We start from the raw sequence: 15,524 nt of genomic DNA, 5'->3' as shown, positions 1-15,524 counted from the left end.
AACCGCGAACCGCGAACCGCGAACCAAGAACCAAGAACCGCATTCCAGTTTGCCCTTATTTCCACCTATGGCATTCTCGACCCTACATGTCGCGCCGATCCACCCCCCGCTTTCAGCACGTCCTCCTCGCCCTCGTCGGACTCTTCTTCAGCCTCGCCACTGCCAGCACCTCCCAGGCAGCCGGCATCCGCGTCACCACCCCCTGGGATCTCTATGGCTGGCATGCCGTGGATGAGGAGTATTTCCAGGCCCTCGGCTGGGAGCCGCTCCCCGGCACAGACCCCGGGGAAGATGTCCTCCGCTTCTCCTGCACCGGCCTGCCGCCCGGCCTCATCCTGAACCCGGCCACCGGAGAGATCTCCGGCGCCCCCACCCGCGCCGGCCTCTACGATGTCAGCTCCCGCGTCACCCTTGGGCGTCTCGTCAGCCCCGTCGTCACCCGCCGCTTCGCCGTCGTCTCCCCCCACCTGCCGCTCCCCGGTGTGCATGAGACCGTCCTCCAGATCGAGGGCAGCCACCGCCTCGGCGGCTTCATCTCCATCAATGTCCTCATCAATGGCACCTACAGTGGTTACTTCCAGGTCGGCGGCCGCAGGATCCCCTTCGGTGGCGTCTTGAGAAGGCGGGCCGAGACCCAGACCTCCATCTCCGCTCCCTTCTTCATCCCCTGGGAGCCTGAAACCGGTGCCATGATGCGCGTCGCCTTCGTGGCAGATGTCTTCAATTTAGGGCTCGAGCGCGTGAATGACCAGGGCCAGCCCGAAGGTGGCACCGTCACCAGCCTGGAGCTCATGCATCCGGCCTTCGGCTACTACCCGCCCTGCCCGCACACCGGCCGCCACTCCGTGGGCCTGAGGGTGGAGTCCGGCCGCCTGGGCGTGGTCTCCGGCCACGGGTTTGGCGGCCTCACCATCAGCCCAGACTACCGCCAGAACTTCGTCGGCCAGACCCCGGAGGGCAGGGGCATCACCGCCTCTTCCTGGACCCGGCTCACAGACGACCAGGAGCATCTCCACTTCTACGTCTACGGCTCGGACGGCAGCGTCTCGATCACCGGTGGAGAAGCCGTCGTCCCCGCCGGTCCTTTTGAAGACCAGGGCATTCTCGCCTGGACCCGCCTGCCCCAGCCCGGACGCCTCTACCCGGACGGCATTGAGGCAGTCACCATGAGCTTCCTCACCTCCCGCACCAGCCCCGCCCGCATCGCCCAGGCCTTCCCCCGGACGGAAGATCAGACGCTCGAGCTTCGCGATGACTTCGGCGGGTGGACCTCCTACATCCCCTTCCGCTTCAGCTCCCGCTACACCCCCATCCTGGAGCCCCAGGACCCGAACCTCCTCAGACTCCGGCTGGACACCTACCTCCCCACCGGCTTCTTCTCCGGCCAGTTCACCCTGCGTGACCCGAATCCGAACAACTCCCTCCTCACCATCACCCGGCTCATCCACTTCCGCGGCACCCTCCTCCCGGATCACGACCTCGCGCTCGGTTACTTCCTCATCCCCCAGCTTCCCGACCCAGACACCACCATGGCCACCACCCCCATCACCTCCGGCTCCGTCCGCCTGGGTAAGGGCGGCAAAAAGTGACCCCCTCACCGTCTGAGGTCTCGGCCTTGAACCACGGAGTGGTTCACCCTGAATAGCCAGGGGTGAAGCAAGTGATAGCGAGCGCAACCCCTGGTCAGTCGCGTTGAGTCGCTTTCTGAAAATCAACTCCGTAGGAGTTGCCCAATGCGCGGCATGTCCCAATCACATGGGTGACAGAATCTCCCACGCACATGGGTGACAGCAGGTGGGCCTGTACAGCTGGCATAACGAGGGAAAACGCGGAGACCCCGTGTGCATTGGGCAACTTCGCCGGCCTCCGGTGTGCCGTGTGCATCCCGTTTCCAGCCTCACGTAGGGCCGTGTCCATCTGCCCCGGCCCTACGTCCTTGCAGATCACCTGCCGCAGCCTCTCGGGAAGGTTTTTTGCAAAGCTTAATATGCATCGTCACCACCTTGTATTGACAAAGTCACTGCTTTTGTGGCAAAACCGGGGCATGAAACCTAATAAATCCTGCGCAGATCGGCTTCGTCAGGGGGTATTCACCTTCGCCTTGGTGGCAGGCATCGCTGCTGTCACATCCACCTCCAGCGTCCGGGCAGACCAGACGCTTCGTCCTCAGGATCATCCCGGCATGGCACCGTCCAAAATGCCGGCCATGAAAGTCATCGCCACCTCGGGTGACTGGCTGGCTCTCGGGGTGCCAGCGGGATTGCCTGGCTACTCCGGCTCCACACCGGGCCCTGGGAAGGTGCTGCTCTGGAAGCGTGAGGCGGGCCTCTGGCAGCCCAGGCAGGTGCTGGAATCTCCCGACGCGGATGTGGCGAACTCGTTTGGCTTCCGCGTCACCATGGACGGCGGCCGCCTCCTGGCCTCCGCCACCTCCGATCCCCGCCGTGCCGTCTACGCCTTTCGCCTGGAGGGAGAGACCTGGGTTCAGGACGGCCAGCTTGTCATGCCTGGCCCTGGAGAAGACTTCCACTCCTACGGCGGCCATCTCCTGCTTTCAGGAAACCTCGCGATCGTCAGCGCCTCGGCTGGCCGCATCAAGCCTGAGACCTTGCAGGATGGCTGGGCAGACATCTTTGAGCGCCTGCCTTCCGGCTGGGTCCACCGGCAGAGGCTCCGGGACACCCGCAGCGGCGTGCAGGGCTTTGGCAGTTCCGTGGCCATCTCTGGCAATACCATCTTCGTCACCGTGCCCGTCGAAAACTCCTACGAAAACTCGATCGACAAGCTGCGCGGCAAGGTCTGCGCCTTCACCAAGTCCGGCTCCACCTGGGTCCGGACGTATGATATCCGTCCGGCCGTGCATCGTGGCCTGACCAGTTTCGGCCGCTGGCTCAAGGTCACCGGCGGCCGCCTGTGCATCATGGACGACGCCACGCCCCCCAGGGTCTATGAATACTCCCTCACCCCTCCTTACAAACTGCTGGGTGAACTGCTCACAGAAGTAGGCCCGGTGGATGTCCAGGGCGACACCGCCATCGTTTTCAACCGCGACCTCGGCACCAGCCGGATCTACCGCCGTGTGGCCGGTCACGGCTGGCAGGTGGCTGAGGATCTGGGCAGGGAAAGACTCCTCAACAATCAGGCGCACGAGATTCATCTGAACGGTCCGGAAATCCTGATGACAGGGAAGGCCCCCAGCAGTGACGACATCCAGCTCCGCTCCATCACCCAGTCTCCGCTCCCCCAGTTCTACGTCACAGGTCAGGTCGTCCCCAGGTCTGAGACAGACGGGGTGACCCACCTGGAGGCTGACCCCGCCTCCATCGGCACGGACGTCAATCCCCTCCTCACCCTCTCCGGCTATCACGGCGGCACCTCCCCCATGACAGTGGCGGTGACCCTCTCCGGGGATGTGGAGGGCTTCACCCTCTCCAGCCCCCAGCTCCCCCTGCCGCCCCTGAAGACAGGCAGCCTGAACCTCCGTTACCAGCCCAAGACAACAGGTGAGAAGCACCTCACCATCACCCTCACCCCGGACACACCCGGCACCTCGCCAAAGGTCTATGAGCTCACCGTCCTGGTGGAGCCAAAGCCCCTCCCACCGCAGATCGAATACCTTTCCCCTCCCAGCCTGGCTCTTCAGGAGGATCCCCCCGCCCTCCAGGTCGTGGCCACAGGCCCCGGCCCCCTGAGCTACCGCTGGCTCCGGGACGGAGCCGTCATCCCCGGAGAAACCTCAGACACCCACGTCCCCCTGAAGGGCGGCAGCTACCAGGTGGAGGTCTCCTCACCTCACGGGAAGGTGCGCAGTGCCCCCGTGCCCGTCGGCCTCTACAGCGTGCCAAAACCCCTGGTCATCGCCCTCCAGGGCAGCAGCCCCCAGGCCAAACTCACCATGTCCGGTCCAGGCATCAAGGTCCAGTGGCAGCGGGGTGGCGTGGACCTCCAGGACGGCGCGGACTACGCCGGCACCCGCACCCCCGCACTGACCCTGAAAAAGGTGCAGCAGAGCAGCAGCGTGACCGCCCGCCTCACCCTGAAAGCCGGAGACCAGACCCTGACTGCCGAAGCCCCCGTGGAGGTGCGGGTCGTCATCCCGCCCGTCATCACCAGCAGCATGGACGCCGACCCCTTCATCCTCATGGGTCAGCCCATCCATCACATGCTCTTCCTGCAGTATGAAAACCCCACCCAGGCGGAGGTTCGCTTCCAGGTCCGTGGCCTGCCCCCCGGAATGACTGCGGACATCGACGGAAACATCACCGGCACCCCCACCAAAGCAGGCCATTACAAGGTGCAGGTCACCGCCACTGTGGGGGAGTTTACCGTCTCCAGGATCTGTCCCCTGGTCGTCACCCTGAACAGCAGCTTCCCACCCGGCATCTACTGGGGCACCCTGAGCATGCCGGAGGACTCCAGCCTGCCCGGCGTGGTCGTGGCAGACCTGCAGATCTCCGGTGCCTACTCCGGTTACGTCCAGCTCGGCACCAGCCGCTTTGCCATCGCGGGCCGGCTGGATCCATCCTCCTGGACCTCCGCCGCCAGACCCTTTCCGCTGAAAATCGACGGGCATTCCATGATCTTCTGGCTGCGGGCCAATCCCGCCACCGGCACCCTCGAGCTTCTCCTCCAGTCCGTCACGGAGAGTTCCGTGCGCTACCAACTCGCAGACCTGGGCCTCATCAGGCCGCACAATGGCTCGGGTGCCGGAGACCTTGCCGGAACTCATAACTTCGGGCTCCTCAGCCGGAATGCCGACGGCAAAAACGTCCCCATGGGCAGCGGTTTCGGCACTTTAAAAGTCCTTCCGGACAAGCGCGTCACCTACACCGCCCAGCTGGCAGACGGCTCCACCCTCACCGGGTCCACCTGGCTTTCAGACCCGCCCTCGGGCTCCTATGTCTACTTCTACCAGGTGGATCCCCGCACCCGCAGCCTGCTCATGGGAGCCGCCCAGCTGGAGACAGACGCCCTCGTGGCCGGAATGCTCACCTGGCTGCGCCCTCCCACCCCTGGCCGCAACTACCCCGCCGGGTTCCAGACGGGCGAGGTTGAATTCGTCAGCTCCCGTTACACCGCGCCAGCTTCGGCAAATGCCGCCCTCCTCCCAGGCAGCGGACAGCAGATCCAGTTCATCATCCCGGACATTGTCCTGCCCACCACCCCCTTCACCTTCACCGCGCAGCGCCGGGCCCTCTTTGGCAAGGGCGATGCCAACCCCCTGAAGGTCAAGCTGGACGTCCAGGCCCCTACCGGCCTTCTTTCCGGCCAGTTCACCCTCCAGGACGAAGATCCCGTCAAACCCGCGCGCCTCATCACTCGGAACGTGCCCTACCGCGGCATCCTCCTCCAGGAGCAGGGGATTGGCGTGGGTTACTTCCTCCTGCCCACCCTCCCGGATCCAGAAGCCACCGTGCGCACCACCCTGGCCACCTCCCCCCTCGTCTCCGGCAGAGTCCTCATCGAGACCGCCGCACCGTAAAGGCCATCCTCCTTGCAGCATGCCCTGGGCAGGGGCATGACACCTTCCCTTGCAAGCCCCAGCCCGTTCATTCAGCCTTGCCTCAAGAGGAACACCCCCCATGATCAAGTTTCCCATTCTCCTCAGACTCAGGCTGGCGCTGGTCTTGCTGGCAGGTCTCGTCTCGTCAGCCAGAGCTGCGGAACAGTGGCTCAGTGCCACGCCAAACCCGGTAGACTATCAGAGTGTGGCCTCCTCCGGAGACTGGCTGGCCGGAGGTGCGGCCCTCGCGGTGATTTTGCCTCCGACTCCGGAGCACACATCCCGCAGTTCAGGGCGGGTCTACCTGTGGCAGCGTGATGCCGCCGGCACCTGGCAGTACAGGCAGTCTCTCGCCCGCTTGGTTCCCTCGAATATGGAAAGTAACTGGTTCGGCGTGCAGGTGGCCATGAGTGGCAACCGGCTGCTGGTCTCCGAGGGACTCAACAGGCAGAAGATCCACGCCTTCGCGCTCGTGGCGGGCACCTGGGTCTATGACGGCGAGTTGGTGGTTCCCGGCAATATCGCTGCCTATGAGTCTTATTTTTCCTTCGCCGCCTCAGGAGACCTGGCCTATGTCGGCAGGCCCGCCTCCCTGGAAGGGGCCGGCTGTGTGGAAGTTTTCCGGCGGCTTCCGGCTGGCTGGACTTATGAGGCGCGGGTCGTGGGAGAGAGCAATCGTGGCTTGTCGGGATACTTCGGCGCTCACCTCGCTCCCTATGGGGACAAGCTTTTCACCAGTGACCACAACGGGGGCATTGGTGACGCACCCGTGAAGGTGGCACTCATCGGCAAATCCGGCGCCACCTGGAAGGTCCTCCGGAAAATCTCGGCCAGTTTTCCTGATTCCGCCCATTACCCCATCATTCCACGCGTCTCTGGAGACCGCCTCTATCTCAGCGTGCGCAACAACTGGCGTGAATACTCCATCACCCGCGATTTTGAGCCAGGTGATGCGGTCATGGACGCCGCCTTGCATGCCGTCCGTGGAGACACGGCTGTGACCCGCCCGCCGGGTGACATTTTGTCCGCAACGATCTATCGGAGAACGTTGAATTCGCACTGGGCACTTTCGCAGGTCTTGGGCATGGGCCCGTCCGGATTCCAAAGCTTCTCAGGATCCTTTCTCACAGGCCGTGAGCTCATCATCATGGGGGGGAGGCCCCAGGGACGTGGCGCAACTGAGATCAAGTCCATCTCCTATCCCACCGCGCCGCTTCAGTTTGACTACTCAGGTCCCGTCCGCTCCATGGGGTTTGAGGCGGGTGCCTTGCGCCTGAGAGCGGGTGACCAGATGATCGGCGCGGAAGTCCGCCCGCTGGTCTCCATCTCCGCCTTCCAGCTGGACCCGGTTCCTGGCACGGTGGACGTGGTGGCCACCGGAGACACCGAGGGCTTTACTCTCTCCTCCACCCACCTCAGCCTGCAGCCAGATGAGAAAGGCATCATCGACATCAGCTTCAAACCCTCCACGCTGGGGGAAAAGCGCCTGCTCCTCAGCCTCGGCCGTCAGGGGGTGGCCATGGTCCAGTATGACATCCGGGTGAACGTGGTCCCGGCACCACCCGCCCTCACCTTCATCCAGCAGCCGAAGGGCGGGCTTTATGAAGCCAGCCAGATCCCTCCCCTCACAGCGGATGTCCGCGGCCCGCTGCCCTGGACCTACCGCTGGTTCAAAAACAACAAGGTCATCCCCGGCCAGACCGGCGCCACCTTCCAGCCACAGGAGGGCGGCAGATACCAGATGGAAGCCTTTGATGGGAGCACCCGCCTTCTCAGTGAGCCAGCGGAAGTCGGCGTCTACCGGATGCCAGCCGAGATCATCCTCCGCAAAGGCATCAGCGGCCGTGTGCCGGTCGCCGTCAGCGGTCCCGGCGTCCGCGTGCAGTGGCAGCTCGGCGGTCAGACCCTGGTGGACGGGCCGGATTACGGTGGCACCCGCACACCCACGCTCACTCTCAAAAAGGCCTTCGCCGGGATCTTTGATGTCCTCATCACCATGCCGGACTCCTCCGACCTGCTGACCGCAACGGCAACCCTTCAGGTTTACACCGTCATCCCCCCCATCATCCACAGTGACATCGAGAGTGATCCGAGACGTTGGCTCGGCCTGGAGAGCGAATTCTACTGCACGGTCGAAAATGAAGGTCCGCACCGCACGGGCCCCGAGTTTCGCATCCGGGGCCTGCCCCCCGGCCTGCAGGCAGATTCAAACGGAAGGGTCACCGGCATCCCCACAGCCATCGGCCTCTACACGATCCAGGTCAGCGCCACGGTGGATGGCTTCAGCGCCACCAAGAACTTCCCGCTCATCATCGGCAAGCAGGGTCGCGACCCCGGGCACTACTGGGGCTGGCTGCCTGCCTCCTCCGATCTCCCGGAAGCCGGTGTCGTGCAGTTGGACGTCCAGCTCTCCGGCGCCTACTCGGGCATCCTGCTCATCGGTTCGTCCCGCCACTCGATCGCCGGCACCTTGGTGGACCGTGACACCCCTCCTTCCGCAGTCAGACCCTTCCCCGTGAAGCTCGGCGGCCGCTCCCTGGTTTTCTGGATTCAGAGCTTTGATGCCGACCGCCAGCTCTTCCTCCGGACCCGGCAGGTCGGTTCGCAGGACACAGATGCCAGCCCCCTCTCCACCCTGAACTTGGTCAGAATGCAGGGTTCTACGAACGGCAGGGAATTTGCGGGCATGCGTACCTTTGGCCTCATCAATCCCTCTCCCAAGCCAGGAACTGAATGGCTGGGCAGCGGCTTCGGTTCCCTCAGAATTTCCACCGAGGGCAGGGCATCTTATGTCGGCCAGTTTGCGGACGGCACCGGCTTCACGGGAGCCTCCGTGCTAGGGGACGAGGTTGACGGCACCCTCTACCTCTACCCGAGAAGCTCCGCTGGCACCCTCCTGCGCGGGCAGGTGCGCCTCAACGAATACGTCGAATACCTCACGTGGCAGCGCCCGGCCTCGCCCGGGCGCCTCGTCCCCCAGGGCATTCCACCGCGTGAGGTGGCCTTCAAGTCCTCCCCCTATGCCGTGCCTGCCAGCGGGCCCCTCCTCCCGGTGCAGTCCTTCTCATTCCTCGTGAACTCCCAGGACGGCGTGGGGCACCCCGAAACACGCTTCCAGCTTACCCGGCAGCACACCGCCGTCTTCGGTCTCGGCAGCAGCAATCCCCTGCAGGCGCGAATGAGCATCTACGCCCCCACCGGCTTCTTCAGCGGCCAGTTCACCCTGCGGGATCCAGATCCGGGGAATCCCGCCCGCACCATCACCCGCGTGGTGCATTACCGTGGCATGCTGCTCCAGAACTACTTGGAGGCCGCCAGTTACTTCCTCATGCCTGGACTGCCGGATCCCGCTGCCACACCGCCCACCACCATCACCACCTCCCGCATCATGTCTGGCTCCGTGACCTTTGAGGAAGTTCAGGCGCCCTGAGTCATTCCCGTTGAGGTCAAACAGGCAAAAGGAGTGAAGATAAATGTATTTACAATGTATTGACATGTATGGCTGCTTCATGAGAAAGTCGCCTCATGCTCCCCCGAAAATACCGCCTCCTGATCCTGGTGCTCGTTCTGGCACTCGCCGTCTTCCTCGCTGGCCTCGCCAGCGGGGCGACGGTCCCGGGGGTGAATTCAGCCTCTGAGCAGGGCTGGACCCAGACGCTGGACAACAACGACTGGACTCATCTGGCACTTTTTTATCCTGGGTTTGGCAGAGTCACATCCTCCTCCGGAGACTGGCTGGCCGTCGCAGTCGGCCCAGGCTACTACGGCCTGATGGAGACCCATCGCGGGGGAAAGGTGCTTTTGTGGAAACGTCAGGCCGGTGTCTGGCGTCTCCGGCAGGCGTTGTATCTCCCGACCTACCGGCCAAACTCGGATGGATTTGCCTCCACGCTGGCAATGGACCAGGGACGCCTGCTGGTGGGGCGCTATGACATTCCCTGGATCCACGGCTACCGTCTTGAGGGAGACCGGTGGGTGGAGGACGGCATCTTGAGGCCTGGAGGCATTGAGTCCGCAGGTTCAAACTACGGCTCCCCGCTGCTTCTCGCCGGGGACTTGGCCTATGTGGGTGCCCCTCAAGCTCTGATCGAGGGGCGGAAGGCTGGCCGTGTGGATGTCTTCCAGCGTCAAACCTCCGGCTGGGTGCAGGTGGCGACACTCAAGGATTCCACCCCCGGCTCGGCCAGCTTTGGCTCCTCTCTGGCCGTGCGGGGAGGCAGCCTCTATGTCAGTCTTGCCGTCAATATCAGTCTCGGCGAGCCGGTCTGGCAGGGCAGGGTCGTGGTCTTGGAAAGGAGCGGTTTGAACTGGAGCCCCAGTCGCGAAATCCTCCCGCCTGCTGATCAGGCCACACTCGGATTTGGCCGTCAGATTCAGATCTCCGGGAACCGCCTGTTTGTGAAAGAAGGCGGCCACCCTGCCACCCGGGTGTTTGTCTATGCGGCGGATGCTCCTCCAGGCAGCGCTCAGCAGCCTCTGGGCGGGATCACCCTTCCTCACACAGTTTCCTTTTCAGCGCATGAAGATCTCCTCGCGGTGTGGGACGCCACTGTTACCCCCAACCGGCCGCTGTTGATCTTCCAGCGTGGCGCAGACGAGTCATGGACTCAGCAAACCCAGATCACGCCCCGGGAAAAGGGGCTGTCAGCGCTCCTGTCCGCCTCCTGGCTCGGGAATGAGCTGGTGCTCGGGGGAATTTCGGGAGACAGCTACAATGCCCGGGAGGGCAGGGTGCAGCTCCTGGAGGAGCGGGAGGGCGGCTGGGAGCTTCAGCATTCCCTGGCCCCCCTTTCTTACTATCGCCTGAGCCAGAGCTGGCCCGGTCGGCATCTTGCCGCATCAGAGGCTTGGCTTGCCGCCGGTAGCCCGTCGGCCACAGTAGGCACGCTCCTCCTGTTTCAGAAAGGTTCGGCCGGAAAATTCAGGTTTCACTCCGCCCTGCCAGACCCCATCGTCCCGGCAGGCGTGTCCTTGCAAGGCGTCGGCAGCATCATGGCACTCTCGGTGAACCGCCTGGCGCTCGGCCTTCCAGGCTGCGTCGTCATGTATGAGTATGACTATCTCTCAGACGCCTGGCAGCAGCAGGCGGTCATTCCGGCTCCCGGGGGGCACACGTCGGGCGGCTTTGGGCAGTCTCTCGCCTTGCAGAACAACATGCTCGTCGTGGGAGCTCCCTATGGAAGCAGAGTCTTTGTCTACCACTACCTGGAAAACACCTGGAAGCTGGAAAAGGGGCTGGAACCTCCCACCAGCGCCTCCCCAGGCGCTTTCGGACACTCGCTGGCTATCGAGGACAACCGCGTCCTCATCGGTACCCCTTGGTCGAGTCCGGGCGGAGCCTTTGTTTTCCGCCGGGATGGAGGTGCCGCCCTACTGCCAGAGGCCTGGAAGCTCGAGGCCTCCCTGCCGGCTCCCAAGGATGCCGGTGAGTTCGGTCGAAGGGTCTTCCTTTCCAGTTCACGTGCACTGGTGGCCTGGGAACGTGGCGTGGAGACCTTTGAACTCGTCAAGGGCACCTGGACCGCCCGCAAGCCCGTGCCGCTCCCTCCGGAGTTTTTGGGAGGCGTGGAGATCGAAAAAATCGGCCTTGGCGGCGAAAGCCTGGTCCTCGGCCAGAATGACTGGCTGGCGGCCTACACTTGGCAAAAAAGTCAGTGGGTCCACCTGCCGGAGGTTTTCCCACGCCCGGGTGTTTACAACTATTTCCATTCCCTGACGGTCTTTAAAAACCAGCTCTTCTTCAGGGACGGGGACAATCTCAAGGTCATCGACCTCGCCCGTCCGCCCGCCATCACTGTGAAGGAAAAAGTGTCGGTCCAAAACATCGAGGGCACACTCCTGGATCTCGGGGAGCATCTGCCGGGCGCGGATGTGAAGGACATCCTCACCTTCACGGTCACCCACCAGGGCACCGTCCCCATGACCCTCGACATCCAGACCACCGGGCAGCACTGGCGGGATGTCCATGCCCCCAAGGACCGCTTCCTGCTCGTCCCCGGCCAGACGGAGCGCATCAGCCTGCGCTTCAAGCCCCTGGATCTGGGTGAGCGGCGCCTCACCCTCAGCTTTGCCTCAGATGTTCCCGGCGTGCCTCCCGTCACCTACCAGCTTCAGGCCCGCGTCGTGAGCCAGCCGTCCTCCCTGGCTTTCATCACCACACCCTTGGGCGGGTTGTATGAGCGCAGTGCGTTCCCCGGTCTGGAGGTCAGGGTCAGCGGCACCCGGCCCTGGAGCTTCCGCTGGTTTAAAAACGGCCAGCTCGTGCCTGGTGCCACCTCCTCCAGCCTTTTCCCCAAGGACGGCGGCCGCTACCACGTCGAGATCACCAATCCCTCCGGGAAAATCCGCAGTGAGCCCGTGCCTCTCGGCCTCTTCCAGATGCTCGTTTCCCCGGACATTCCGATCGTCAAAAAGCTGGGGGACAGCCTCCGTCTGGCGCTGGCCGTGTCCGGTCCGGGCATCCAGGTCCGCTGGCGGGAGAACGAAGAGTTTCTCAGCGATGGCGCTGACATCTCCGGCTCCCAGACCCCAGTGCTGACCGTGAAAAACCTGCAAGACACCAGATCCTTTAGCGCGATCCTCACCATGCCCTCCACGCCGGAGGACTACATCCAGGAAGCCTCCGCTTACATCAATGTGGTGGCCCTGCCCGTCATCTATGGCAGCCCTGACGAAGGTGCCCGTCTTCAAGTGGGTGTGGAGGGCTCCATGAGCTTCAGTCTGGCCTATGAGGGGCCTGGCATCACGCCGCCCGTCTTTCGTTTCAGCGGTCTGCCGGCCGGACTCATCGCAGACCCCTCGGGCTCCTTTTATGGCACGGTCAGGACCGCAGGCGCTTACCCATTCCAGGTCACGGCCACGGTGGATGGCTTCACGGTCTCCAAAACCTACCGCCTTCTCGTCACCAAAACCACTCAGCTTCCCGGCGTCTACTGGGGCTGGTTGCCGCCCTCGGATGACCTGCCGGAAGCCGGTGCCCTGGTGCTGGATTTGCAGCCCTCAGGCGCCTGGTCCGCCGTCCTCCACATCGGTGCCACCCGCACCTCCCTTGCCGGCACGGTCAGCAACAATGAGGATGACAAACTTTCAGTTAGGCCTTTTCCCGTCAGGCTCGGCGGCCGTCCCCACGTCTGCTGGGTGGATGCCGTCTCAGACGGGGGGAATCTCGGTTTCATGGTCCTGGATGCAGCCACTCCTGACCAGGCCGGCGAGCTCATGGCCGATCTCACCCTCATCCACCGTCATGGCACCACCGCCGCGCCGGACGTCGCCGGCCTGCGTAACTTTGGCCTGCTGAATCGTGATTTCGGTGGCTACAACGAGCTGGAAGGAAACGGCTTCGGCGCCCTCCGCATCTCCGCTGACCGCCGCGCCACCTTCACCGGCCAGCTCCCGGACGGCAGCTCCATCACCGGCTCCACCTGGCTCTCAGATCCCGGCATGACCTCCGATGCGCCCGCGCGCCTATATGTCTACCAGGCCGATTCAAAAACCCGCGCCGTCCTGCGCGGCACCACCGTGCTGAATGCGGACGAGGACGATCCTGAGGCCTTCATGGATTGGCAGCGCCCGCCCACTCGCGGCCGGCTGTATGCGGACGGAGTCGGACCTCACGCCATCTTCTTCGCCAGCTCCCGTTACACCCTTCCTAAAAACGCCCCCCTGCTGCCTGGAGAAGCCCATCAGCTCACCCTGTCCGCGCTGAACACCTTCCCGGATCCCCCACCCTTCCAGCTCACCAAGGGGCAAAAGGCCCTCTTCGGCAAAGGCGATGCCAATCCCCTGAAGGCCCGGCTGGACGTCTACGCCCCCACCGGCCTCTTCACCGGCCAGTTCACCCTGCGGGATGAGGATCCCGCCAACCCCGCGCGCATCATCACCCGCACCGTGCAGTATCGCGGCATCTTCCTGCCGGATCACGGCATCGCCGCCGGTTACTTCCTCCTGCCCACCCTCCCAGACCCCAGCGCCGACCCACCCACCACGCTCGCCACCTCCCCCATCGTCTCCGGCTCCGTCTATATCAATACCCTCCCGGAACCCTGACCTGGCCTAACCAAAAGTTCATGGTTCATGGTTCATGGTTCTCAGTTCTCAGTTAACAGCAACCGAGAACCGAGAACCGCGAACCAAGAACCGTTCCCGACCTCATCCCATTTTCCATTTTCAGTTCCTCCATTCTCCCATCCTTCCCAGTCTAGCCCGCATCCTCGACAGCCCTCCCAACCCATTTTCAGTTCTCAGTTCTCAGTTTACAATTTTCAGTCGCTCCCGTTCACCGAGAACCGAGAACCGAGAACCGAGAACCGAGAACCGAGAACCCTAAGTTGAAACCGGTTGCCCCCGCCCGGAACCCGCGCAGCCTGCCTGTTCATGCTGAGCCGATCGCTGCCCGCCCTCCGGAGCCTCGTCACCCTCCTCGGGTGCCTTCTCTTCCTTCTCGCCACCACGGCCACTTCTCGCGCCGTCGTGCTGCCCAGCCTCCGCACCCCCTGGGACTCGGAGGTCATCCTCAGGCCGGGTGACGAGGTCTGGGTGAACCTGTGGCTGGATTCCGAGGGGGACGGGTCCGGGAAGGTCGTCTTCTCCTGCTCCGGCCTGCCTCCCGGCCTGAGACTGGACCCTGCGGACGGCACCATCCGCGGCACCGTCCGCCAGCCCGGGCTCTACACCGTCACCGCCCGCGCCTCCGTGGGTGGTCTTTCCAGTGCCCCGGCCGTCCGGCGCATCGCCGTGGTGCCAGAGCATCTGCCCACCCCCGGCGTTTATGAAAGAGTCCTCAGCCGTGACTCAGCACCACCCCTGGGCGGGCATCTTTCCATCCTCATTCAGCCCACGGGCAGTTACAGCGGCCTCCTGCGCACCGGCACCCGCAGGACGCCGGTGGCGGGCACCTTTAAGGAGGCTGCCCCCGGCTCTCCCTCCACCAGCACACGCTTTCTCCTTCCATATGAGAACAGGCTGTTCCTGGCCGAGTTGTTTTACTACCGGGGAGATGCCCCTGGCCTGACGATCGTCGATACCGCCTCTCCCGTCAGTAATCTCGGTCTTCTGAGCTTGGTCCGTCCCTCCGTCGGCACCCTCCCGCCCTGTCCCCAGCTCGGCCGCCATGCCGTCGGCCTGCCCTTCTCCTATGGGCCGGGGAATGGCAGCGGCTACGGCAGCGTCCAGATCAGCGCGGACTACCGGGTGAATTTCGTCGGCCAGAACCCGGAAGGCACGGGACTCACCGGCTCCTGCATCGCCGAGCCGGTCGGAGGCGAAAGAGTCCTCGGCCACCTCTTCGCCACAGATGGCGCCACCACCTCCCTCCTAGGAGACCCCCTGGTCCCCTCCACTCAGGGGCTCGAGTCCACCGTCAAATGGGTCCGCCTCTCGAGAAAGGGCTGGCAGTATGCAGACTACAGCCATGTGGAGTCAGATCTGACCTTTCTCGCCTCCCGCGTCACGCCCCGCACCCTGGCGGCCTACTTCCCCTCAGATATCTACGACCTGCGGGTCTCCCAGAACGACATAGGCCTGAGCACCAGCACAGACTTCCTCCTCACCTCCGGCTACCGTGCTCATTTCGGCAGCCCTGCGGACGACCCCCTCAGGGCCCGGCTGGACATCTACACTCCCACCGGTTTCTTCAGCGGGCGCTGCACCGTCACCCTCATGGACCCGGTCTTTGGCAGTGACCGCTTCCACACCCGCACCGTGAATTTTAGCGGCATGCTGCTGCCGGAATACGGCTTCGGCGTCGGCCGTTTCGTCATCCGCCAGCTCCCGAATCCCGAGGCCATTCCGCCCGTCACCGCCGCCCAGGCCCCCTTTCTCAGCGGTTCCGTGGACATCTTTCCCACCTTCAAGTGACCTTCGCCCCCGGCGAATCACCCCTAACAAAAAGGAAGAACAACCGTAGAATGAGAGACAGCTCCTCACTCTCCCGGCCCCACCATGCCCAGTTCCAAGTTCCCAGTTCCCAGTTCCCAGTTCCCAGTTCCCAGTTCCCAGTTCACCGCGAACCGCGAACCGCGAA

5 protein-coding genes are annotated in these 15,524 nt (G+C 63.8%); all 5 read left to right on the top strand.

Annotated elements, in window-relative coordinates:
- Window positions 1–86 precede the first annotated feature (86 nt).
- The 5 genes from BGE01nite_RS27775 (at window position 87) to BGE01nite_RS27755 (ending at window position 15,358) form a co-directional block, all read left to right on the top strand.
- Complete coding sequence (locus BGE01nite_RS27775; protein ID WP_146856033.1) at window positions 87–1,589, top strand: putative Ig domain-containing protein; 1,503 nt, start codon at window positions 87–89, stop codon at window positions 1,587–1,589.
- A 455-nt stretch (window positions 1,590–2,044) separates the two neighbouring features.
- Complete coding sequence (locus tag BGE01nite_RS27770; RefSeq protein ID WP_170267120.1) at window positions 2,045–5,482, top strand: putative Ig domain-containing protein; 3,438 nt, start codon at window positions 2,045–2,047, stop codon at window positions 5,480–5,482.
- Window positions 5,483–5,582: 100 nt separating this feature from the next.
- Window positions 5,583–8,933 (top strand): hypothetical protein, encoded by a 3,351-nt coding sequence (locus tag BGE01nite_RS27765; protein ID WP_146856029.1) that lies wholly within the window; start codon window positions 5,583–5,585, stop codon window positions 8,931–8,933.
- Window positions 8,934–9,028: 95 nt separating this feature from the next.
- Window positions 9,029–13,549, top strand: a complete 4,521-nt coding sequence (locus BGE01nite_RS27760; RefSeq protein WP_146856027.1) for a hypothetical protein — start codon at window positions 9,029–9,031, stop codon at window positions 13,547–13,549.
- A gap of 327 nt (window positions 13,550–13,876) precedes the next feature.
- Window positions 13,877–15,358 (top strand): putative Ig domain-containing protein, encoded by a 1,482-nt coding sequence (locus BGE01nite_RS27755; RefSeq protein WP_146856025.1) that lies wholly within the window; start codon window positions 13,877–13,879, stop codon window positions 15,356–15,358.
- Window positions 15,359–15,524 lie beyond the last annotated feature (166 nt).

It is taken from the genome of Prosthecobacter gellanilyticus (assembly GCF_007992435.1).
Taxonomy (GTDB): Bacteria; Verrucomicrobiota; Verrucomicrobiia; order Verrucomicrobiales; family Verrucomicrobiaceae; genus Prosthecobacter; species Prosthecobacter gellanilyticus.
This window is presented reverse-complemented; position numbering and strand designations above follow the sequence as displayed.